Genomic DNA, 23,146 nt, shown 5'->3' on the forward strand with positions numbered 1-23,146 from the left:
TGTTCCTCTTAGCTTTGTGGGGAGTGAGGAATGGGGAATGGGAAATAATTTTCCTACTCCCTACTCCCCACTCCCTACTCCCCACTCCCTGTTCCTCTTAGCTTTTAGGTTGTATTGTGGTTAGTCTGACCCTGTTAGAACCGCAACAGAAAACTCTCCTTCAGCAGTGGTGCTTTGAGAACTCCTCCATAATTCGGATTGGTCGAGCGGCAGATAATCACGTTGTTTTAAATGATAGTTTAGTTTCGCGGCATCATCTAGAACTGAGAAAAGTTGGTGACGCTAGCAATGGCGATGCTTGGCAGCTGATTAGTCAGGGTACAAATGGGACTTTTCTCAACGGTATCCTTGTACTTCAGAGTCCATTACCAGATAATTCCCTTTTGCAATTGGCACAGGGAGGCCCAATACTGCAATTCCAAATTCAGGAGGTAACAGTACTGGAAACTGGTTTGCGATCGCAACAAGAAGGGACAGAAGAAAACGCCGCCGAGACGCTTTACTCAGCCAAAAATCTGGCAAATTCATCCTCCACTTGCACGCACGAAGGCAATTCCCCAAACAATCTGTTTTGCATCCACTGCGGTCAACCTCTCTCAGTCCAACAAAGAATTCGTCATTATCAGGTGTTGCGAACTCTCGGACAAGGAGGTATGGGTACTACCTATCTCGCTTGGGATGAGGCTGGTGTGATTGCGAGTGTGCCACAACTGCTGGTGTTGAAGCAAATGAATGCTGATATGCTGAAAATTGTCAAAGCTCAAGAGTTATTTGAGCGAGAGGCGCACACTCTCAAATCCCTTAACCATCCTGGAATTCCCAAGTATTATGATTTCTTTGTAGAAGGCGGAAAAAAATACTTGGCAATGGAATTAATTCACGGACAAGATTTGGAGAAACGTGTCTATACCACCGGCCCAGTAACACCAAACCAAGCGATCGCTTGGATGATCCAAACCTGCGATATTTTAGACTATCTTCATAGCCAAGAGCCTCCACTGATTCACCGCGATATTAAACCCGCCAATTTAATGGTGCGAAGTTCAGTCAATCGCATAGTGGTGCTAGATTTTGGCGCAGTTAAGGAAATTGGCACAGCGCCCGGTACTCGAATTGGTGCAGAAGGTTACTGCGCTCCTGAACAAGAACGAGGCCAACCTTTAACTCAATCTGATTTGTATGCAATTGGGCCAACGCTGATTTTTTTGCTCACAGGCGAAAACCCTTTCAAGTATTACCGCCAACGAGGGCGAAACTTCAGGTTTGATGTGGCAAAAGTTCCCACCATTAGTTCCCAATTAAGAGATGCAATCGATCGCGTTACAGAACCATTGCCACGCGATCGCTATCAAAATGCAAAGGAATTGGCTGCGGCTTTAGCTGCTTGCAAAGTTTAGGGAGTGGGGAGTGGGGAGTGATAAATATTAAAAATTCCTACTCCCTATTCCCTATTCCCTACTCTTCATCCCAAGTTTCTACAGCTAGCAATTCACTAACTGGGTCTTGCATACTAAAGCCAAAGTCAAGCAGTTCTTGTTTCCAGTGTTGCCATTCATTACCGTAGAGCAAAGCGATTTTCCAGATGCTATCGCTTGGCTTGATAATATTCGATTCTATGAGTGATTGCACATTGCGCTGCAATTTCACCATTGGGTGAATCACTTTTTGAGTCATAACCTCGATTGAATTCTGATTTTGTGGGTAAATGCTTAATTAAAACTGCTTTCCATTCTGCAATTGTTGCCGGCCCGTAGAGTGGTGTAATTTGGTAAAGCTAGTCTTAACTTTTTAACTATACCATAACAAACTCCACTAAGTTACTAGCAAATTCGGTTTTGTACGGTAATTACCACCAGAAAACCTGAATTTTACCAAGCAGTCCTGAAACTTTTTGCAGAAACCAGACAAAAGTTTTGGGAGAAGGGGTAAGGGATGTTTATGTTTACCCTTTTTCCTTTAATCTTTGACCATTTTGTTTTTCCTCTTTACCTCTACCTTTTTTCTGCAAGAGTGCAACACTACCTTTCGTAAGATATCTATTGTGGATGCCAAGCAGAATAATTAGTCCTCAGGGAAGTTCCACTAAGTAGTGTGACTGAGGACTACTGGGAAAATTCTGTTTGTTTAAATTAGGGAAAATATGCTTGCTTGTTGAAGAAGCTATAGGATATGAGCTAGTTTGAAAGTTTTTGACTGACAGGGAAATTTGCAATTGAGTAAAAATATCTACTCTTTGTGTTGATTTAAATGTTATTTACAATATCGCAAACATCTGGCTTTAGGTAAATTAATTGCAAATCTTTATATAATTTTAATGCTTTGCTCAGAGAATAAGACCTGGAGGGTTGGGGCACTTTGAGGTATAGGAGCGATCGCATGGCAAAATTGTTGGTGCAGCCTGGGTTTAGCATAAAGTTCCCTCGTCTTCAGAGTCAGCATTTGAAGTTTGTGTAAAAAATTTTTAGCGAAGATGTTAGTTTCTGTTGAGCAGATGGGTATCCTCAGAACGGGAGGCTTGCTGATACCTAAGTATTTACCGCAGCAAGTATGTGAGGCATGGCTGGTTCAGACGAAGAATACCTAATTACCCGCAAAAAGCAGATTCAGCGGCGACAAAAGATTGTCACGATAGTGTCAATGTTCTCGTTTTTTGGTTCTACGGTATTTGCAGTTATTCCAGCAATCCAACAGGCTACTCAACCTAAGCCAGCAACTGCGTCTGCTTCTCCTGAGTCAGGATTACAGCAACAGGCGCAGGGCTACGAGTTGGTTTTACAACGGGAACCAGAAAACCAACTTGCTTTAGAGAAACTGTCTTTGCTGCGGTTGCAATTGAAGGATGCTAAAGGTGCGATGGAACTTTTGGAGAAACTGGTGAAGTTACATCCTGAGCGGCAAGATTACAAAGTTGTATTAGAGCAGATAAAAAAGCAAGAGGGAAAGAACGTCTCCGCTCAATAAAAATGAGGCGCATTGGTCAATCTCTAAAGGTAATATGATATGTCTTTCCACTCTCAAAGCGAATATCCTAATAATGAAACTTATCTTTCTTCATCTGTATTAGTAGGAAAAGAGTTTGAAAAACAAGGATGGTTGTTATTTGAGAATATTGTTGATAATCAATTAGTTGAAAAATTGAAGTTAGACCTCGATAAAGCAAATGCAATAGCTCGTCATATTCAAGTCAAGAATAATGTAGCACAAAATACTGATGGAACGACTAATCACCTATTGGGATTGGGTGACAGCTTTATGGAATTTTTAGAAAGAATGTATTTGAAACAAGCAATAACAAGTTACTTTGGTGGTAACTATATTTTGAATATCTTTGGTGGTGTAAATAATCTTAAGAATTGTCGTTCTTATCTTTTGAATATTCATAGAGATATTCGCAGTTTTACAGGCAATCTAAAATTGATGCTTCAAATGATTGTCATGCTAGATGATTTTACACTAGAAAATGGTGCAACTTACTTCATGAATGGAGGACATTATCTAGCAGATCGCCCATCTGAAAAATTATTCTACGAAAATTCCAGTCGCGCTGTTGGAAAAAGTGGTAGCATCATTCTTTTCGATGCTAACCTTTGGCATGCGGCAGGAAGCAATCAGACGGATGAGCCTAGACGCGCTCTTACACTTTGTTTTACTAAGCCTTTTGTCAAACAACAGTTGGATTTACCTCGATACTTTGGATATGAGTATGCAGCCCATTTTTCGGAAGAAATGAAGCAGATCCTTGGATATAATGCTCTAGTTCCAACAAATTTAGAAGAATGGTATCAACCTCTAGAAAAGAGATTTTACAAACCAGGACAAGGTTAATTTATTAATGCATTATAACCCATCTAAAGAGAGACTTACTATGAGAGATTACAATATAGAATATTCAACCTTTAATACTAATGACCTTGACAAAAAATATGAGTATAGCTTTGACAAACTCCTAAGACGCTATATGCTGCGTTCTTTTTTACCATTTTTGTCATCGGGTAAGGCATTAGAGTTAGGTTGCTTTCAAGGAGAATTTACTGAGATACTAATCGATCACTTCACAGATATCACCGTTGTTGAAGCTGCTGACACTTTAGTAAAATATGTAAAAAATCGTGTGGGATGTAAGGTTAAATTCATTAACTCAGTCTTTGAAACACTGGAATTGCAAGACAAGTACGATGCTATTTTTCTAATTCATACGCTTGAACATTTAGATGATCCTGTCTTTGTTTTACGTAAAATTAATTCCTGGTTGTCAGATCAGGGACTCCTTTTCATAGCTGTCCCCAATGCAAATGCTCCATCTCGGCAAATTGCCGTTAAGATGGGTCTTATTTCTCACAACACGGCAGTTACTGAGGCAGAGTTTGCTCATGGACATAGAAAAACTTATGCTTTTGATAGCTTAGAAAAAGATACTATTGATGCTGGTCTTAATATTATTAATCGAGGTGGTATATTTTTCAAAGCATTAGCCAATTTTCAATTTGATAAATTATTAAGTACTGACATAATTTCAGAGTCCTATTTAGAAGCTTGCTACAAATTAGGAATGCAATACCCGGATCTCTGCGCTAGCATTTTTCTGGTTTGCAAAAAAGGTCTTATCCAAAAATAAGAAAACAAAGTGCTATTTATGAAGATTACTATAATGCAGCCATACTTATTTCCCTATATTGGGTATTTTCAGCTTATAAATATGGCAGATAAATTTGTAATTCATGATGATGTACAATATATAAAAGGAGGTTGGATAAATAGAAACCGAATTCTACTAAATAGAGAACCTTACCTGTTTACATTAAGCATAAAAAATGATTCTGCTTTTTTGAACATTAATCAAAGATTTTTTACAGAAAATTTTGATAAAGAAAGAAAAAAATTATTAAATATAGTAGAGTTATCTTATAAAAAAGCGCCTTATTATTCAAATATTAAAAAGTTATTAAATTGTATTTTGTACGTAAATGAAATTAATATTTCACAGATGATAACGCATAGCCTAAAGCTCATATGTGATTATTTAGATATAGGTACAGAATTTTATTTTTCTTCAAAACTGAATAAAGACAATACTTTAAAAGGAGAACAACGGGTTATAAGTATAAACACTTGTTTAGGGTCTGACCATTACATAAATTCAATTGGAGGAGAAAAATTATATTCAAAAGAGGTGTTTCAAAAAAATAATATAAAGTTATCCTTCTTTCAATCAAGACTTGTCGAATATAATCAATTTGATAATAATTTTGTTCCTTGGCTTTCAATCATTGATGTTTTAATGTTTAATGATAAAGAAAAAATTCAAAAAATGTTGAATGAATATGATTTAATTTAAATAAAATGACAGTTGATTGATTAGATATAAAAAAGATAAGTAGTGATGATAATAGATATTTTATTTCAGAGTAACAATCAGACTTATAAATATTTAGTTAAATATAAATCTATGTGAGGTTTTAAAGATTAACATGAAGGCTAGAGTAAAACCAATTGGAGGTTTTTTTGAGTTAGAAATTCAAAATAAAGATTACAATTATCATTCTAATGCAATTGCTCTTAGTAATGGAAGAGCTTGCCTAAATCTCATACTTAAACACATTAATGCTCAGAAAATATGGATACCATTTTACACTTGTGATGCATTGTTAGAACCGATTATAAATAATCAAATTTCTTATAGTTTTTACTCAATTAATATAAATTTAGAACCAACTGAAAGTTTTGAATTAAAAGAAAATGAGTATTTTCTTTATATCAATTATTTTGGAATAAAGAACAAATTTATTGAATCCTTAATTAAGAAGTATAGCAATCAAATTATCATCGATAATACTCAAGCATTCTTTGATCGGGAAAATAGTAAAACTTGGTCTTTTAATTCTGCTAGAAAGTTTTTTGGTGTACCGGATGGAGCATATCTTTATACCCCTTATCATATTGCTGTTGACTATGAAAGGAATACTGATTTGAGTTGTAATTATTTATTTAATCGTTTATTAGGAAAGCAGAAACAAGCATATCAAGAATTTATAGAATATGAAAAAGGATTGGATGATGAAATTAAAAAGATATCAATAGTTTCTGAATATTTACTAGCTAATATTGATTACCTAAGTATTGCTCATAAGCGTCGGTATAACTTCAATTATTATCATTCTATCTTTGAAGAAATTAATCAATTTAATTTGCCTTTAGCAGCTAATTCTATTCCTTACCATTATCCTCTTTTGATCAAAAATATAATAGATAAAAATCTATTATATGAACGAAATATTTTTATTCCAATGTTATGGAAAGATACAACACAGAGAAGATTAGAAGGATTTGATTTTGAACAGAATTTAACACAAAAATTAATTGCACTTCCAATAGATCATAGATATAAAATTGACGATCTAGATTATGTTATTGAATCATTAAAAAAACTATTAAGTATCTAAAAATGTTTATATTAAGAGAGATTTCAAAAAAGGATATAAAAACAATTAATGCATGGAGAAATGATTCTGAAATTATTAATTTTCTTGGTTGTAATTTTCTTTATATTTCAGAAGAAATAGATGAAAACTGGTATGATAACTATCTTAACAATAGAGATAAAAATGTTAGACTCTCTATTCTTGAATCAGATAATAATCATCTTATTGGCAATGTTTACTTAACAAATATTCAATCTATTAATCGTTCTGCTGAATTTTCAATTGTCATCAGTAATAAAAATTACTGGTCTAGAGGTATTGGAGAAGCGGTGTGCCAAGAAATTATTAAGCACGCTTTTATTAATTTGAATCTTAATCGTATTTATCTTTATGTTCTTGAGCAAAATACTAAAGCTATTAGGATGTATGAAAAAGTTGGTTTTTTACTAGAAGGAAAGTTGGAAGAGGCAGTTTATAAAAATGGTAGCTATCATAACACTCTGGTGATGGCAATTCTTAGAAATAATTACAATAAAGATATTCAAAAAAATAAAAATTTTATATAGAATAAATGTTCTTTTTAATAGTCGTAAATACTACAATAAGTAGATTTTGCGAATTTGACACGATAATAAATAGTATGAATGCATTATATAAGAAATAAACCAATTTTAAAATGATAGTTTTTGGGAATTTTTGGGTAGTTTAATAACTAGGAGAACTACTAAAAGTTTGACCGTAGCAACCTCTTATACATAGCAATTTTCAGTAGTAAATTATTTCCTTTTTATAGCTGAGTCAAGTTGAAACATTTTAAATCTGGTAACAGCAAAGTTATGTCCCAATTTATCAATGATATTATCCATGCTTTTTATGTAAATATTCATACTTTTCAGGAAAATAACTGGGATTATGATAGGTTTCAAACATTATCAAAGGATCATACCAACAGCCAGATTTTTATAGACTCATATAGTTATTATCTTAAGTTTCTTTTCCAAAATCAGGAAAATTTTCAGCGAGTTCACGAAATTCTAGCTGATTCTGAGTCTAAAAATTGGTTAACAAACTTATTACTTTTCCGACTGGTAGGACATCTACACTTTAAATTACCTAGCAATAATGAACAACACTGGCGAGACAGACACAAAGCTAAGGAAATGATGGTTTCAGAATCTGATACGGATTACTCTGGTATTTTTGGTGAATTGCAAAAGTATGCAGTTAGCTTTGAAGATCAACATATTACTATTGATTGCTGGTGGGGCAATGTAGCTTGGACATTTTTGTTCAAGCAGTATTATTTTAATAGAAATAATGTTCAAATATGTCCTGAACCAGGAGATTATGTTATTGATGCTGGTGCGTGCTTTGGTGATACAGCAATAGCTTTTGCATCAAGTATTGGTTCAGAAGGTAAAGTTTTTTCGTTTGAAATAGAGCCAAATAGTTTAGATGTATTTTGCTACAATTTGATGCAGAATCAGGATTTAGCAGAGAGAGTATTTATTAGTGATTATGCTCTAACCGATAGTTCAGAAACTCAGCTTTATTTACATGGGGAAGGACCTGGTGCAAATATTAGTAACACTCCATCGGAAATACCTATAGCTACTATCACAATTGATCAATTTGTATATGAAAAAAGTATAGATAGAGTGGATTTTATTAAAATGGATATTGAAGGTGCTGAGTTAAGTGCCTTACATGGAGCTGTAGAAACTATCCGAAAGTTTCGTCCAAAACTTGCTATTTCTGTATATCATCACCCAAATGATCTTTTTGATATTCCTATTTTTATCCATAGTTTAGATATTGGCTACCAGTTGTATATAGAACATTACACAATACATTCTGAAGAAACAGTGCTTTACGCCAAAGTTATGGAATAAAAAATAAAAATTATTTTTGCTTTTTAAGATATCAAAGATCCTCACTTTTAAAATGTCCTATAATAATTGGTTTAAAACCTTTTCTAAATTTTCCCAAATACAAAATTAAAAAGCGCTACAAATGGAACAACAATTGAATAATTTAGCTATATTTACTGGCACACCAACCTTCACAGAAAAATTACACGTTGGTCGTCCTAATATTGGAAACCGCGAACGCTTACTTAATCGCATCAATGACATCTTAGATAAAAGATGGCTAACGAATAATGGCCCTTATGTACAAGAATTTGAGCAACGCATTGCTGAATTTATCGGAGTAAAGCATTGCATTGCTAGCTGTAACGCTACAGTAGCATTAGAAATAGCCATCCGCGCTGCGGGTTTAAAAGGTGAAGTTATTGTCCCTTCTTTTACCTTTATTGCAACTGCACACGCTCTACAATGGCAAGAAATTACTCCTGTATTTTGTGATATTGATCCTAAAACCCATAATATTGATCCAAAGCAAATAGAGCAATTAATAACTCCACGTACTACAGGTATCATTGGTGTTCATTTGTGGGGTCGTCCCTGTAGCGTGGAAGCTTTAAGTGAAATTGCCCATACCCACAACTTAAAGTTAATGTTTGATGCGGCTCATGCTTTCGGCTGTTCACATCAAGGACGTATGATTGGTAGCTTTGGAGATGCTGAAGTTTTTAGTTTCCATGCTACTAAATTTTTGAATACATTTGAAGGCGGAGCAATTGTAACTAATAATGATGAATTAGCTGCAAAAATTCGCCTGATGACTAACTTTGGTTTTACTGGTATGGATAACGTTATCTATATTGGTACAAACGGGAAAATGCATGAAACATCAGCGGCAATGGGTTTGACAGGACTTGAAAACTTAGAAGAGTTTGTTACTATCAATTATCGTAATTACCAACAATATAAACAAGAGTTACAAAATCTTCCTGGCCTAAGACTTATTACTTATGACAGAACGCAAAATTGTAATTATCAGTATATTGTTTTAGAAATTGATGAAAAAAAATTTGGTATAAGTCGAGATTATTTAGTTGAAATATTACAGGCTGAAAATATTATCGCTCGAAAGTACTTCTATCCAGGTTGTCATAATATGGAACCTTATCGTTCTTATTTTCCTTACAATAGGCTATTGCTACCTGAAACTGAAAAACTTGTCAATCGAGTACTCTGCCTACCAACAGGTACGGCATTAAAACCAGAAGATATCAGCAAAATTTGTCAAATCATTAGGTTAGTTGTCGCAAATAGTTGCGAACTTTCTAAAGTTCGATATTATTTACACATCTAAAATTTACATCTTAGAGGTAAAAGCATGAAAGTTAGCGTTTTAATGGTTACTTATAACCATGAAGATTTTATTGCTCAAGCAATAGAAAGTGTATTGATGCAAAAAGTTTATTTTGAATACGAACTTGTAATAGGTGAAGATTGTTCTACAGATAATACACGTCAAATTGTAATTGAATACCAAAGAAAATACTCAGACAAAATTCGCTTATTATTACCTGAAGTAAACTTAGGGGCGCACAAAAATTTTTTAAATACATTCAAAGCCTGTCAAGGTCAGTATCTAGCAATATTAGAAGGTGATGACTACTGGACTTCAAGCGAAAAACTACAAAAACAAGTAGATTTTTTAGATAAAAACCTAGATTTTGCTATATGTTTTCACAATGTATTAGTATTTTGGCAAGATAACAGTCACTCACCTGCAATTTTCCTACATAATCAGCCAAAAACGTCTACTATAGAAAACTTATTAATAAACAATTTTATTTCTACTCCTTCAGTAATGTATCGTGCTGGTTTAGTACAAAATTTTCCTGATTGGTTTTATGAACAAAGTATGGGAGATTGGACTTTCCATATTTTAAATGCACAGCATGGAAAAATTGGATATATTGATGAAGTTATGTCAGCCTATAGGATTCATCCAAAAGGAGTATGGTCTAATAAAAGCCGAGAATGGCAACTAAAAGAAACAATTAGAATGCTTGACACTATAAAATATAATTTGAGTTTTCAATATCAAGAAATTATAAATATATCAATAAATTTTTACTCTCAGCAACTAACTAGTGTTTTAAAAGATAAAGAATTAAATAAATCACAGCAAATAACTGCTGATAATAAAAGTAGCATATTACAAGGAGAGCCGTTAGTTAGTATTTGTATTCCTACTTATAATGGTAAAGATTTCATAGCAGAAGCAATCAATAGTGTTTTATCTCAAACATATAAAAATATAGAAATTATTGTTTCAGATGATAATTCAAATGACCAAACTCTAGAAATAGTCAATAGGTTAAAAAATATATGCGAGATATTATTTTTTGTTATTAAACATGAAAAATATGGATTAGCTAATAATTGGAACTTTTGTATTTCTCAAGCTAAAGGAAAATATGTAAAATTTTTATTTCAAGATGATTTATTAGAACCAAATGCTATTGAAGAAATGGTTAGCTTGGCTGAACAAGATGAAAAGATAGGTTTGGTTTTTTCGCCGAGAAGACTCTTCACTAATACTCATGATTCCGTATATGATTCAAACTTATTAATGCATCATGAAGCTAAGGATGTACACAAAGCTTGGTCAAGACTGAAGCTGATTCAATCAGGACAACAACTTTTGCTAGACTCAAATATACTTGACAGCCCAATTAATAAAGTAGGAGAGCCTAGCACAGTCTTAATTAGAAAAGATGTTTTTGAAAAAGTAGGATTATTTAATTCTGAGTTTTGTCAACTTGTAGATTTAGAAATGTGGCTCAGAATTATGAGTCAATATAAAATCGGTTTTGTTGATAAAGTTTTATCTCACTTTAGGATACATCCACAACAACAAACTCGTCGAAATGTTGCTTTAAAAGATGCTATTTTATTAGATTATAAAAAACTATTTCAAACAGTTTATAGTGATAAACGATATCCTGAAGCAACGAGACAACAAGCTCTTTATAGATACGCAGCTTTGAGTGAAGAAAATACACAATTGCAGGAGTTGCGAAAACAAATAGCAGAAGAATGCCTGAATTATTCAGATGAACAGATAACAGAGATGTATCTGGGTCTGCTAGGTAAAACACATAAAACGTTAGTGAATAGTAGTATCAAATATGAAAGTTTGACTAATGAAGAACAGATTTTTGCTAATGATATAGTTAAAAGTATATCTCAAGGTTTTGACCGGCCAAAAGCAATTCAGAATTTACTAGGAGCTATGCTGTATTGCCGTGCTGACCAGTTACCATTACAGCATGATCTCTCTAGCATACCCAGTTGGTTACTGAAGGACTATTTACAATTTCTATTTTCTGCCCCAGTTAACTTTCAAGAACTGGCTGATGCAAATAATTTTTATTACTATATCCAGGGATGGATTGATTACTTACACACATCCATACTTAAAGATTCTGATTCTCAGTTATGGCATAAAGTAATTAATAGTTTTGTACCCATTGCTAATTTCATCCCCTTATATTTTAATGAGCATAATCTTAAAGATATTTATGTTAAACGTGCAGAAATTATAGAATCTTTACTAAAAGTTAAGGGTTATGAGGTAGATTACGAGTTTGTTGATAGACCTATAACCAGAAAAAAAATCCGCTTGGGTGTCCTGGCTGCACATTTTCTACCTGGTTCTGAAACATTTGCTTACCTTCCTGTTTATGAGCATATCAGTAGAGATTTTGAAGTAATTTTGTACTCTCTTAATCAAACTGGTCATCAACTAGAGCAATATTGCCAAAGTTGCGCCAACTCTTTTAAACTACTACCACAAGATTTAGTAGAACAGGTAAATATTATTCGTGCTGATGATCTCGATATATTATTCATTGCTACCAATGTGACGGCAGTAACCAATCAAATCTGCTTCTTATCAATGCATCGGTTAGCTAGAATACAAATCACAAGTGGCGGATCTGTGGTAACAACAGGAATGCGGCATATAGATTATTACATTTCTGGTACGCTAACCGATCCATCACCAACGGCACAACAGCAATATCAAGAAAAGTTGGTAAAACTTGAAGGGTCTGCTCATTGCTTTAGTTATGGTAATGAAGAAGAAAATATAACTGTCAAAGTTGATCGAGAAAGTTTGGGTATATCTGAAGAAGCAATTATTTTTATCTCTGGTGCTAACTTCTTTAAAATCATCCCTGAACTAATTGATACTTGGGTAAAAATCATTTCTGGAGTTCCCAACTCCGTTTTAGTACTTCTGCCATTTGGGCCAAATTGGTCAAACAGTTATCCTAAAAAAGCTTTTATGAATCACTTAAATAAAGTATTTTCAAAGTATGGAATACCAGCAGACCAGCTGATAGTCTTAGATCCTCAGCCAGTGCCAAAGCGCGAAGAAGTTAAAGAATACTTTAAAATTGCCGATGTTTATCTAGATTCTTTTCCATTTGCTGGAACAACTTCTTTGATAGAACCACTACAGGTTAATTTACCAGTAATTGCTAGACGGGGAACTAGCTTTCGCTCTGCAATGGGGGCTGCAATGGTGCAAGCACTCGATGTACCTGGTTTAGTTGCAGATAGTGAAGAGTCTTATATACAGTTAGCAGTAGCACTCGGAACCGATCGTGAATTATGCCAACAAAAGAGCGCCCAAATCAAAGAAAAAATGCAAGCTAATCCTAGTTTTCTAGATAGTCGCTCTTACTCAGCTAAAATAGGCAACCTCTTCCAACAACTATTTAGTAAATATCTTGCAGATACCCTGAGTCAAAATTTCCGCTTAGGAGATATTAACCTAGTTATTTTCCCAGACTGGTTACAGCCAGAAGACCTACTATATCAAGATTTAGTAAGTGTCATTTCTACTTTGACTACTCACCCAGATAAAAGCCAGATAACTCTCCTCATAGATACTGAAAATATTTCTGAAGAAGAAGCCGATATGCTTTTATCGTCTTTGACGATGAATTTGCTCATGGAAGATGATGTAGATATAACTGAAGGGCCAGAAATTTCTCTGCTTAGTAAGATGAGTGATACACAATGGAAAACTCTTTTGCCTAGAATTAATACTCGAATTGCTTTAGCAACAGATAATCAATTTGCGATCGCACAAGCGAAAGCAGAAAATCTCCCATTCTGCGAGTTGGATAACTTAATCATATCCAAATTGGAGATGACACCTGTCTAGCTGTAGGCAAATATCGTCATACTGAATAATACCTTAGCATTTCACATAAAAAGCCGTGGAAAATCAGGCTTTTTATCATTTATGAGAGATTTTCTAACTTAATTGTTCTTGCAAATACCTTTGCCACATCTGCTCGTAAGCCTTCTCCATTTCACGAGTAAACTGCTTACCATTCCACAGGGGTACTGTTTGTCGAGATGCTTTCAATTTCAAAGCCACTTGCTGGCGTAAAGCCTCATCTTTCCCCAAGCGCACACCCCATTCTATATACTCTTCATCTGTCCAGGCAATACCTTCTGTGATACCCGCGTTCATCATCATGGTGTAGCTGTTACGTGCTGCAAATTGTTCACCAACTCTTGTCACTAAAGGGATACCCATCCACAATGTTTCTAAGGTTGTTGTCGCTCCGTTGTAGGGAAATGTATCTAATACAATATCAGCAATGCCTAAATTAGCACGATGAACTGACTCTAAATAAACCTGTGGTAAAAATCGTAACCGAGAACAATCTACACCTTCTTCTTCAGCAATTTGGTAAAAGAAGCGTTTAATTGTTTCCTCCTCAGCAGGCCCTTTAATTAAAAAGTAGCTGTTAGGTACTTGTTTAATAATTTGCATTTGCCACTTTGTCGTTTCTGGATGGCGCTTATATCCTCTTTGGGCGCTGAGATATATAACGGCATCCATAGGAATTTCCAAGTCATCGCGGCGGAGAGTTGGTACACCAACTTCAAAACCATCTACTGCGATGTAAGTTTGGGGTAATCGCCAGATTTTTTCTGTGTAGTAATCTTGTGCATCATTTGGCAGTACATAAGGATCAGCAATAAAGTAATCAATTGCAGGTATGCCTGATGCATCCCATCCCAGCCAAGTAACTTGAATTGGGGCTGGCTTGAGTGCCATCACTTCACTAGTAATATCTAGAGTGATGCTATCAAGGTCAATTAAAATATCAATTTCATCTTGATATATCTGGTCAGCAATCTCTAGACCATTCATACCTAATTGACGAGGTTTTCCTGCCTGACCTAGATACCACTCTTGGAGATAGTCATTTACTAATGTGTAGTTAACAAAATAAGTATGAATATCAAATTTATCTTGATTATGATGCTGAAATAACCAACGAGCTAGCCAACCAACAGAATGATTTCTTAAAGCGTAAGATACATAACCAATTTTTAATTTCTTCGTAGGGGAAGATAAATCTTGGCTATTGCTATTTTTGTGACAATAAATTTTTCCTTCTGATTGGGCAAAAGCTTTAATATAAAAGTTAAAAATTTCAGCTACCTGATTATGAATAGCTCGAAACTCAGCAGGAGCATCTTTAATGTGAGGTATTGCAAAAGATGGTGTAAGCAACCGTAAGATTCTTCCTTCTTCTAAAGGAATTCGTTCAGCTTTAATAAACTGTTGAAACACAGTTTCTAATTCTTGGCAAGTTGTACATATCTCTTGCCAATATCCCCCGGCTGTCATTAGACCCCTTAACAGCAAATGGAGTGCAAAAATTTTATCAGCCAATTTTTCTGATAGCGAATAACATAATCTAGCTATCTCTATTCCTTGAGAATAATTACGAGCGTCTTGATAAAAAGTCGCTAAATGCCGCAAAATTTCTACATTATTTGGCTCCAATCGTAAATGTAATTCTAGCAAGGATGCTGCTAGTAAAGGCTGCCGCAAAGTATGACCAATTTGGATAGCAGCAGGAAGCAGTAGAGAAAAACATTGATGAGTATCAGAAAAATAAGGAAGACTAGCTTCTATTAAATTTAGATTAATTGGATGTAAGGGAACAGTATTTAATAATTCTTTTAATAAATGGATTAATAATTCGGTATTGATTTCTATATTTTCTTTTGCATTTAAGCTTTCAATTAATCCCCAATCATTCAAATTATCAATTTCTTCAAACTTTTCCAATTTGATAGAAAGTATAAGAATTTGAAGCAAATTATTTATATCAATAGGATTAATTTCCCGTATATGCTGGCGAATTAACCAAGCTAGAGAATATTCTGCCAGAATTTCGCGTCTTTCAGCTTCTATTTGTAAAAATCGAAATAGTTCATTTGTCCAAATTGGTAACTGTTCTTCATCTGCCTCTGTTATTGGCAGCATCCAAGTCATTTGAGCCTCTGCTTCTTGCCCTTGTAGTAGCAGTAGTAACCCTAAATGCCAATAATAAGAAATAGTATTTGGTTCTATTGCTATTGCTTGTTCGTATAACTGTGCTGCTTGCGAATATTTTTCTTGAATGAAGTATTGTTCGGCTTGATTTTGCCAATTATATATATCAGTAATCATTGTAATTATCTGAGTAAATTTTATGAGGAATATACTTTTCAAACACTTACATAATGGAAATAAAGTGGATAGAAGCATCTACCCACTTTGGAAAAGATTTAGTTGAGAGACAATTTATATACTGTTTGTCCTTGGTTGTTACTTAGCTAAAGAGATGAAGTTGCTAGTACAACTAGGTGCTCCAGCGCTGTAAGTAATCGCTGCTCCACTAGCAGCATCTGCATTTGTACCACTGTTAACCATAGCGTCTTTAGATTCACACAAAACAGCTACGGTAGTAGCTTCACTCGTAGCTTGTTGGGTTGTCACCTCTACAGCACCAATATAGGCTTTGAGAGGCGCAGTGGCAATTCTTACTATTCCTCGGTTGTTTATTGTACTAGCGTCCCCAGCAACAGCGTCATATTTGTAATTTACAGTTTGTGTTGCAATACCAAGACCTAAACTACCAATTGAAGTTGAAAATGTACTATTTTCCAAATAATAAGCTTGTTGAGCGCGGTTCATGGAACCCACGTAGGTTTTAGCTTCCGACTGCTTGGCTTTGTTAGCTTGGTTCAAGAAAGAAGGCAGAGCGATCGCAGACAAAATACCGATGATGATAATTACTACTAGTAATTCAATAAGTGTAAAACCCTCATCTCCTTTCTTTTTGTCGAGGATGTGTTGGAGAAACTTGGCTTTTAATTCGGTTTTCATAAGTGTTTTCCCAGGGGTAGGGGTTGCTTGGGTGTTCTAGATGTAACTTACCCAACTGCGATCGCTTTCCTATCACCTCTAGAAAAAAAGTTTGGGGAGATACAGTTACACAATCTAGAATCCTTGTATTCCAAATGGCACAAACATCACTGAGCCAATGGTGTTGCTCAAGGGCGAGATTCTCAACTTCGATTGTGGAAGTGCCTTATTCAAACTCAGGTGGCCACAGTTCTGATACCGCCAGTTCCCAACCTGGCAGCAAGTCTGGCAATATGAGCGTGTTGCCATTCTCCAATACAACTGGAGTTTGGTTTATTCGATAAACCGTTACTGTCAATTTGTCAGGGTCAATCAATATACCGACTGTAGACCCAAGTTGCAAAAATAACTCAATCTTCTCTTCAAGCGGTTTAATTCTGTCGCTTTTAGATTTAATCTCAACCATCAAGTCTGGAACTAACTCTACAAAGTCGCGCTTGGTCTTCTTCAACCGATCAGCGCGAACAAATGACACATCAGGGGCACGCAGGTTTCTTTTTTCCGAGTCGTCCTCTTCTATTCTAGGTAATATGAAACCTGCACTAGAGCCAGTTACTCGCCCTAGCTTGCGTGACATTACCCAAATATTCAAGAAGGTACTCAACCGAGTGCCAATTTCCTCTGACTCGTAATCTGATGGCCCCATAACTATAATTTTCCCTTCTACCAGCTCCATCTGCCATTCTGGATGCTCGGTTTGTAGTTCCTCTAAGTCTGTAATGGTGAAAGACATAATATTACAGAAAATACTTTTATATATATCATAAGTACCGCACTCTCAGAAAGCTACAATATATTGTATTCAAAAAAAGCCTGTATAGTTTGCCATTAGTAGCATCAATGAAAACAGATGTAATTTTTTATGAACTTATCAAGGAACTACCACAAATATTTTTTGAACTTATTGACAAGCCTGATACTAATCCTAATATCTACACATTTATTGCTCCTGAAATAAAGCAACAATCATTTCGTCTAGATGGCTTATTTGATACTATCAAGGGATTTGAAAATGAACCATTGTACTTTGTAGAGTTACAAACCTATAAAGATGAAGAATTTTACGAACGACTTTTTGGGGAAATTTTTGTTTACTTTCGTCAATATAAACCCGCAAACTCAGACTGGTACGCAATTGTTATCTACGATCGCCGCATTCATGAAACCCCACCTCACCCACGCTATCAAGCTTTAGTAGAACAACATCTACGCTGCATTTATCTAAATGAACTTTCTGCTAAGGCTGAAGATTCTTTGGGGATAGGAATTGTCAAACTATTTGTAGAAGTATCTGCCAAAACTACTTCCTTAGCCCAACAGCTAATCAATCAGGCACGAGAAGACTTACCCGATGAAAATCTTCAAAAGAAAGTGCTAGCATTTATCCAAGCAATTGTATTTTATAAGTTTCCCAATCTTACTTTATAGGAAATTGAAGCTATGCTTGATTTAGATGAATTCATAAATACTCGATTGTACGAGAGTATTTTAACAAAGACAAAATTGAAATTAGTCTCAAAATGTGTTGACAAAGGTATGAGTATTCAAGAAATAGCAGAATTGCTAGAGATAGATGTTGAAGTTATCAGGAAATATCTGCGAGAAAACTTTTAGCGGTTAAGAGCATCTTTGGCAAATTATTGAACCCGTAGTCCCGTAGGCATTTGGCGATCGCTTCCCATTTGGCGTAGCCAATCATAATTTGTTATGCTATATTAAGCGTAGTCGTTATGAGTTCATATATTTTCATGACTAATCCAACTGTAGAAAACTTGGTAATTATCGGTTCTGGGCCAGCAGGGTACACATCTGCCATCTATGCCGGACGCGCTAACCTGAAACCCGTTGTATTTGAAGGTTTCCAAGCCGGGGGATTACCTGGTGGGCAATTAATGACAACGACGGAAGTTGAGAATTTTCCAGGATTTCCTAAAGGGATTACCGGGCCGGAACTGATGGATCAGATGAAGGCACAGGCGGAGCGCTGGGGGGCTGAACTATATACTGAAGATGTTATCTCAGTTGACTTGAGTCAGCGTCCATTTACAGTGCGATCGCAAGAAAGGGAAATAAAAACCAACAGCATCGTCATTGCTACGGGTGCAACAGCAAAGCGTTTGGGTTTACCCAGCGAACACGAATTTTGGAGTCGGGGTATCTCCGCTTGTGCAATTTGCGATGGTGCGACACCAATTTTTCACGGTGCAGAATTGGCTGTAATTGGTGCTGGCGACTCGGCGGCGGAAGAGTCAATTTACCTCACCAAGTATGGTTCCAAAGTAAATATGTTGGTACGCACCGATAAAATGCGGGCTTCTAAAGCCATGCAAGACAGGGTTTTGAGCAACCCAAAAATCCAGGTACATTGGAATACAGAAGCCGTGGATATCTACGGTAATGGTCACATGGAAGGGGTGAAAGTCCGCAATACTAAAACTGGTGAAGAGAGCCAACTGCACGCTAAAGGTTTATTCTACGCCGTTGGTCATACTCCCAATACCTCTCTATTTAAAGGACAATTGGAACTGGATGAAGTAGGTTACGTTGTCACTAAGCCCAGTTCTGTAGAAACCAGTGTAGAAGGCGTTTTTGCTGCTGGCGACGTACAAGATCATGAGTTTCGGCAAGCAATTACGGCTGCGGGTACTGGCTGTATGGCAGCGATGTTGGCAGAACGTTGGTTGTCATCCAGTGGCTTGATTCAAGAATTCCATCAACAGCCAGAAACAAAAGATAATGAATTAGAACATCAGCCAGCCAAAAAGACTGAAGCTGAGGAAGAAGCTGGATTTAATTTGGATGGGACGCGCCATGAGGGAGGTTATGCTTTACGGAAATTGTTCCATGAAAGCGATCGCTTACTGCTTGTTAAATATGTCTCTCCTGGTTGCGGCCCTTGTCATACCCTGAAGCCAATTTTAAATAAAGTGGTGGATGAATTTGACAGCAAAATTCACTTTGTAGAAATTGACATCGACAAAGACCGAGATATTGCTGAAAATGCTGGAGTGACAGGAACGCCAACGGTTCAATTGTTCAAAAATAAGGAACTTGTGAAGGAAGTCAAAGGCGTGAAGCAAAAGAGTGAATACCGCCAGTTGATTGAAAGTAATCTTTGAGATAGTGGGTATTGGGGACTGGGCAAGACTCTGCTCAATACCCGCTATATAGGACTGATATTTGATTTTTGAAGTATGGGTAGGGTGTGTTACCGCGAAGCGTAACGCACCCTATCTATATTTAAATTTTTTCAAAAATCAAATCGGATTGGTAAGACAAGGAAAAATGTAAAAAGCGGACAACTTCAACTGCTCATCCTTTGCATCTTGAGACAGGTGCAAAGAATGAGCCTAACTCCAAAATTGAGCTAATTAATATTCCTTATCTTGATGACAATCGCTTGTATCTTGCTCAGTTTCTAGTAGCCGTGAAATAAGCATATCTGGTTTTCTACTAATAATAGACCTAATTTTATCAATAGCAATTACTTCACTGATTTTCACAACCATTTCCCAGAAAGTATCTTCCTCTGTATCTTTGTTGTAAGTTCTATGTTTAAAGCACAATAAATCATCCCAAACTCCGATAATTGTGGCGAAATACCACTTATCTCTTACTAGTATCCAGATTTCTTGTTCTAAGTAAGTTTGTAGAAGAGGTTTCACAATGACTAAGATAATGAAAAATATTGTGCTACATGTTAATTAAGTATTAACAGCTAAGACAACAGTTAAAATACGGAATAAAGACAAAGGTGTAACTACCAGCAAGTACAGGGGATATCAATGTGGATGCGTTAGGACTATTGCCCAGTCAAAAAAAGAATTGTATCGATAGCGCAGCGTTAGCGAGTCATCGAGCGTCGCGGCACTTTCTGCCTGATACAAAGCGCGGAGGCAAAGACACTCCGCGTCCGCTCCTTACTACAATCCCATGTTTTTAAACATGGGTTTCTCCTGCCTTCTGAATCCTCATAACTTTTCAAACATCCTCTAAGACTTTGGTTTATAAGTCGAAGCAACGTATAATTCTTTCAACTGTTTAGCATCTACACTCGAAGGCGCATCTGTTAATAAACAACGTGCTTGTTGTGTCTTTGGAAAAGCAATGACATCCCGAATGGATTCTTCTCCAGCTAGCAACATTACCAAACGATCTAAACCGTAGGCGATGCCACCATGCGGCGGTGTACCATATTCAAATGCTTCTAAGAGAAAGCCAAATTTATTTTGTGCTTCTTCAGGAGATAAACCGATCGCTTCAAACACTTGCTGTTGAATTTCTCGCTGATAAATCCGCAGACTTCCGCCGCCAACTTCTACGCCGTTGAGTACCAAGTCGTAAGCTTGGGCGCGTGCAGTCTTTAAGTCGCTCAAATCATCAGGATGTGGTGCTGTAAATGGGTGGTGTAGTGCTTCTAGGCGTTTTTCGTTAGCATTCCACTCAAACATCGGAAAGTCTGTGATCCACAGCAAGTTGATTTTTTCTGGATCGATTAAGCCAAATTCTCTAGCAATAACTTGTCGTAATCTATCTAAAGTTTTATTAACTGTAGCAGCATCACCAGCCCCAAACAAGAGCAAATGTCCAGCTTTTGCACCTGTACGGCGCAAAATTTCTTGTTTTTGTTCTTCGCTTAAGTTGTCTTTAATCGCGCCAATAGTATCAATTTCGCCATCATCCCTGACACGGATAAAAGCTAAACCTTTAGCACCGGCTTCGCTGGCTTCTTTAAATAAGTCGCCACCTGGTTTAATGCGGACATTAGAAATTACATCGTTCCCGTTGGGAATGGGGAGGATTTTGACGATACCACCATTGGTAACAGTATCCCGAAAGACTTTGAAACTAGAGTCTTTGACGATATCTGAGACATCAACTAATTCCAAACCATAGCGTGTATCTGGTTTATCACTACCGTAGCGTTCCATCCCCTCAGCATAAGTGAGACGGGGGAAAGGGCGCTGTAACTCAATACCTTTAACTGTTTTGTAGATATGGCAAACTAAATTCTCGTTTAGTTCGATAATTTCTTCTTGGGACATGAAACTCATTTCCATATCCAACTGCGTGAATTCTGGTTGTCTGTCGGCGCGTAAATCTTCGTCACGAAAGCAACGGGCAATCTGATAATATCTATCTAAACCGGATACCATCAGCAATTGTTTAAATAGCTGGGGTGATTGCGGCAAAGCATACCACTCACCAGGATTGACGCGACTGGGTAGAACGTAATCCCGCGCTCCTTCTGGGGTAGAACGGGTAAGGATTGGGGTTTCGACTTCGATAAAATTTTCCAAATCTTCTAGATAACGACGCATGGCTTTGACAATTTGATGACGCAGTTGCAAATTTTGCGCCATACGTTCGCGTCGCAAATCCAAATAACGATATTTCAGCCGTAAGTCTTCCCGCACTGTTTCGGTGTCAGCTAGAGAAACTTGGAAAGGTAACTGTTTGCGAACAGCATTGAGTAGTTTAATTTTATCGGCATAAATTTCCACCTCGCCTGTGGGGATGCGGGTATTCAACGATTCTTCAGGACGTTGTGTTACCCTACCAGTGATTTCGACAACATATTCATTTCGCAGGGCGTTCGCATATTCGTAAGAATCTGGGGTGCGTTGCGGATCGCTGACGATTTGGACAGTTCCAGAGCGATCGCGTAAATCTAAAAATATTACACCACCATGATCGCGGCGACGGTCTATCCATCCGTAAAAGGTAACAGTTTCTCCAATATGTTCTTTTCGGAGTTCGCCGCAATAGTGAGTTCGCATAAGTCTTAGTTATTGTTTCCGGGCTAGATTGGCAAGAAAATGTCAAAGCCTTCCCATTATCTAGCATCAATAGTAATTGTAGTAGTTCTGGTGAAAGAAAAAATCATTTATCCCCCTCCACCAGCACCGCTTCACTTAGCACCAGTTGTCGTCTTAATTTGGCTATTCCTGGGCATTGGAGTGTTAAGGTTCCTGCAAACTCACAAACCCGAAGCTATTCGTCAGGCAGGTAGACTATTTGTCGTTGATGAAACTGAAACCCTCAGTTAGAACAATGTAGTGGTCTGTCCCATTAATTTTGATGAGTTCGTAGTAAGCACTTCAGTGCTTAAAAATCTAGGACTAAAGTCCTTACTACAAACTTATTTACCCCTCGAAACTAATGGGACAGACTAGTAGTACAGCCTCTTATATAGAAAGTAAAAACACAACCACAAGATCAACTTTTTGTCAATGGCTAAGTCCTAGATAATATTCAGCTATTTTGGTTGATTAGGACGATTTTCTTGGAAAGAGGCTCCGCCATCGCCAGGAGGATGAGGTGGAACACCTAATGCGTCGATCAACTGTTGTTCAGTGACACCCAGCTTTGCTGCTGCGGCTTTTAAATCAGGTCTGGATGGGCGTTGATTGCGATCGCCTGGATTTGGCGGATTGGCAGGAACTCCCAACGCATCCTTTAATTGTGCTTCTGTAACTCCTAACTTTGCTGCTGCGGCTTTTAAATCAGGTCTGGGTGGGCGTTGATTGCGATCGCCTGGATTTGGCGGATTGGCAGGAACTCCCAACGCA

The 23,146-nt window shown here is 36.7% G+C and carries 19 protein-coding genes and 1 pseudogene; 13 read left to right on the forward strand and 7 right to left on the reverse strand.

What is annotated here, in order from left to right; all coding sequences use genetic code 11:
* Window positions 1-116: 116 nt before the first annotated feature.
* Entirely contained in the window at window positions 117-1,397 is a 1,281-nt protein-coding gene (locus RMY63_RS14485) for a protein kinase domain-containing protein (protein WP_322729371.1), read from the forward strand.
* Window positions 1,398-1,455: 58 nt separating this feature from the next.
* On the opposite strand, the gene RMY63_RS14490 is transcribed toward RMY63_RS14485, so the two are convergent.
* The gene (locus tag RMY63_RS14490; protein ID WP_181930103.1) at window positions 1,456-1,674 is read right to left on the reverse strand and encodes a DUF4327 family protein; all 219 of its coding nucleotides are present in this window, start codon (window positions 1,672-1,674) and stop codon (window positions 1,456-1,458) included.
* Window positions 1,675-2,556: 882 nt separating this feature from the next.
* Here RMY63_RS14490 and RMY63_RS14495 point away from each other — a divergent pair.
* The 9 genes from RMY63_RS14495 (at window position 2,557) to RMY63_RS14535 (ending at window position 13,517) form a co-directional block, all read left to right on the forward strand.
* Window positions 2,557-2,961 (forward strand): tetratricopeptide repeat protein, encoded by a 405-nt coding sequence (locus RMY63_RS14495; RefSeq protein ID WP_322729372.1) that lies wholly within the window; start codon window positions 2,557-2,559, stop codon window positions 2,959-2,961.
* 39 nt (window positions 2,962-3,000) lie between these two features.
* On the forward strand, window positions 3,001-3,825 hold the full coding sequence (locus RMY63_RS14500) for a phytanoyl-CoA dioxygenase family protein (protein ID WP_322729373.1): 825 nt from the start codon (window positions 3,001-3,003) through the stop codon (window positions 3,823-3,825).
* Window positions 3,826-3,865: 40 nt separating this feature from the next.
* On the forward strand, window positions 3,866-4,615 hold the full coding sequence (locus RMY63_RS14505; protein ID WP_322729374.1) for a class I SAM-dependent methyltransferase: 750 nt from the start codon (window positions 3,866-3,868) through the stop codon (window positions 4,613-4,615).
* 33 nt (window positions 4,616-4,648) lie between these two features.
* On the forward strand, window positions 4,649-5,335 hold the full coding sequence (locus tag RMY63_RS14510) for a WbqC family protein (protein WP_322729375.1): 687 nt from the start codon (window positions 4,649-4,651) through the stop codon (window positions 5,333-5,335).
* Between the two features lie 133 nt (window positions 5,336-5,468).
* Entirely contained in the window at window positions 5,469-6,440 is a 972-nt protein-coding gene (locus RMY63_RS14515; protein ID WP_322729376.1) for a hypothetical protein, read from the forward strand.
* A gap of 2 nt (window positions 6,441-6,442) precedes the next feature.
* Entirely contained in the window at window positions 6,443-6,985 is a 543-nt protein-coding gene (locus RMY63_RS14520; protein ID WP_322729377.1) for a GNAT family protein, read from the forward strand.
* 270 nt (window positions 6,986-7,255) lie between these two features.
* A complete protein-coding gene (locus tag RMY63_RS14525) occupies window positions 7,256-8,311 on the forward strand; it encodes an FkbM family methyltransferase (RefSeq protein WP_322729378.1) in 1,056 nt (351 codons plus the stop codon).
* A gap of 121 nt (window positions 8,312-8,432) precedes the next feature.
* A complete protein-coding gene (locus tag RMY63_RS14530) occupies window positions 8,433-9,638 on the forward strand; it encodes an aminotransferase class I/II-fold pyridoxal phosphate-dependent enzyme (RefSeq protein ID WP_322729379.1) in 1,206 nt (401 codons plus the stop codon).
* 24 nt (window positions 9,639-9,662) lie between these two features.
* A complete protein-coding gene (locus RMY63_RS14535; protein WP_322729380.1) occupies window positions 9,663-13,517 on the forward strand; it encodes a glycosyltransferase in 3,855 nt (1,284 codons plus the stop codon).
* 93 nt (window positions 13,518-13,610) lie between these two features.
* Here RMY63_RS14535 and RMY63_RS14540 read toward each other — a convergent pair whose 3' ends face one another.
* The 3 genes from RMY63_RS14540 to RMY63_RS14550 all read right to left on the reverse strand — a co-directional run bounded on the left by RMY63_RS14540 (window position 13,611) and on the right by RMY63_RS14550 (window position 17,307).
* Window positions 13,611-15,836 carry a tetratricopeptide repeat protein gene (locus tag RMY63_RS14540; protein WP_322729381.1) on the reverse strand — a complete coding sequence of 742 codons (2,226 nt, stop codon included), beginning with the start codon at window positions 15,834-15,836 and terminating at the stop codon, window positions 13,611-13,613.
* Window positions 15,837-15,974: 138 nt separating this feature from the next.
* On the reverse strand, window positions 15,975-16,535 hold the full coding sequence (locus RMY63_RS14545; protein ID WP_322729382.1) for a type IV pilin-like G/H family protein: 561 nt from the start codon (window positions 16,533-16,535) through the stop codon (window positions 15,975-15,977).
* A 205-nt stretch (window positions 16,536-16,740) separates the two neighbouring features.
* Window positions 16,741-17,307, reverse strand: a complete 567-nt coding sequence (locus RMY63_RS14550) for a Uma2 family endonuclease (RefSeq protein WP_322729383.1) — start codon at window positions 17,305-17,307, stop codon at window positions 16,741-16,743.
* A 107-nt stretch (window positions 17,308-17,414) separates the two neighbouring features.
* Between RMY63_RS14550 and RMY63_RS14555 the strand changes: the two genes are divergently transcribed.
* A complete protein-coding gene (locus RMY63_RS14555; protein WP_322729384.1) occupies window positions 17,415-18,002 on the forward strand; it encodes an Rpn family recombination-promoting nuclease/putative transposase in 588 nt (195 codons plus the stop codon).
* A 320-nt stretch (window positions 18,003-18,322) separates the two neighbouring features.
* Window positions 18,323-19,693, forward strand: a complete 1,371-nt coding sequence (gene trxB / locus RMY63_RS14560; RefSeq protein WP_322729420.1) for a thioredoxin-disulfide reductase — start codon at window positions 18,323-18,325, stop codon at window positions 19,691-19,693.
* Between the two features lie 252 nt (window positions 19,694-19,945).
* Here trxB and RMY63_RS14565 read toward each other — a convergent pair whose 3' ends face one another.
* Together RMY63_RS14565 and aspS are read right to left on the reverse strand one after the other, a co-directional pair.
* Entirely contained in the window at window positions 19,946-20,239 is a 294-nt protein-coding gene (locus RMY63_RS14565) for a hypothetical protein (RefSeq protein WP_322729385.1), read from the reverse strand.
* A gap of 327 nt (window positions 20,240-20,566) precedes the next feature.
* Window positions 20,567-22,354, reverse strand: a complete 1,788-nt coding sequence (gene aspS / locus RMY63_RS14570) for an aspartate--tRNA ligase (RefSeq protein ID WP_322729386.1) — start codon at window positions 22,352-22,354, stop codon at window positions 20,567-20,569.
* Between the two features lie 39 nt (window positions 22,355-22,393).
* Between aspS and RMY63_RS14575 the strand changes: the two genes are divergently transcribed.
* On the forward strand, window positions 22,394-22,624 hold the full coding sequence (locus RMY63_RS14575; protein ID WP_322729387.1) for a hypothetical protein: 231 nt from the start codon (window positions 22,394-22,396) through the stop codon (window positions 22,622-22,624).
* Window positions 22,625-22,833: 209 nt separating this feature from the next.
* Here the strand turns inward: RMY63_RS14575 and RMY63_RS14580 are convergent.
* Window positions 22,834-23,146 (reverse strand): annotated as a pseudogene (locus RMY63_RS14580) (hypothetical protein); the annotation flags it as partial.

This window comes from Nostoc sp. ChiQUE01b (assembly GCF_034531255.1).
In the GTDB taxonomy this organism is placed as follows: Bacteria; Cyanobacteriota; Cyanobacteriia; order Cyanobacteriales; family Nostocaceae; genus Nostoc.

Coding starts and splice junctions, on each gene's coding strand:
- RMY63_RS14535 (WP_322729380.1), top strand. CDS start 9,663: ATGAAAGTTAGCGTTTTAATGGTTACTTATAACCATGAAGATTTTATT.
- RMY63_RS14490 (WP_181930103.1), bottom strand. CDS start 1,674: ATGACTCAAAAAGTGATTCACCCAATGGTGAAATTGCAGCGCAATGTG.
- RMY63_RS14545 (WP_322729382.1), bottom strand. CDS start 16,535: ATGAAAACCGAATTAAAAGCCAAGTTTCTCCAACACATCCTCGACAAA.
- RMY63_RS14505 (WP_322729374.1), top strand. CDS start 3,866: ATGAGAGATTACAATATAGAATATTCAACCTTTAATACTAATGACCTT.
- RMY63_RS14550 (WP_322729383.1), bottom strand. CDS start 17,307: ATGTCTTTCACCATTACAGACTTAGAGGAACTACAAACCGAGCATCCA.
- RMY63_RS14555 (WP_322729384.1), top strand. CDS start 17,415: ATGAAAACAGATGTAATTTTTTATGAACTTATCAAGGAACTACCACAA.
- RMY63_RS14520 (WP_322729377.1), top strand. CDS start 6,443: ATGTTTATATTAAGAGAGATTTCAAAAAAGGATATAAAAACAATTAAT.
- RMY63_RS14530 (WP_322729379.1), top strand. CDS start 8,433: ATGGAACAACAATTGAATAATTTAGCTATATTTACTGGCACACCAACC.
- aspS (WP_322729386.1), bottom strand. CDS start 22,354: ATGCGAACTCACTATTGCGGCGAACTCCGAAAAGAACATATTGGAGAA.
- trxB (WP_322729420.1), top strand. CDS start 18,323: ATGACTAATCCAACTGTAGAAAACTTGGTAATTATCGGTTCTGGGCCA.
- RMY63_RS14500 (WP_322729373.1), top strand. CDS start 3,001: ATGTCTTTCCACTCTCAAAGCGAATATCCTAATAATGAAACTTATCTT.
- RMY63_RS14510 (WP_322729375.1), top strand. CDS start 4,649: ATGCAGCCATACTTATTTCCCTATATTGGGTATTTTCAGCTTATAAAT.
- RMY63_RS14525 (WP_322729378.1), top strand. CDS start 7,256: ATGTCCCAATTTATCAATGATATTATCCATGCTTTTTATGTAAATATT.
- RMY63_RS14540 (WP_322729381.1), bottom strand. CDS start 15,836: ATGATTACTGATATATATAATTGGCAAAATCAAGCCGAACAATACTTC.
- RMY63_RS14495 (WP_322729372.1), top strand. CDS start 2,557: ATGGCTGGTTCAGACGAAGAATACCTAATTACCCGCAAAAAGCAGATT.
- RMY63_RS14515 (WP_322729376.1), top strand. CDS start 5,469: ATGAAGGCTAGAGTAAAACCAATTGGAGGTTTTTTTGAGTTAGAAATT.
- RMY63_RS14575 (WP_322729387.1), top strand. CDS start 22,394: ATGTCAAAGCCTTCCCATTATCTAGCATCAATAGTAATTGTAGTAGTT.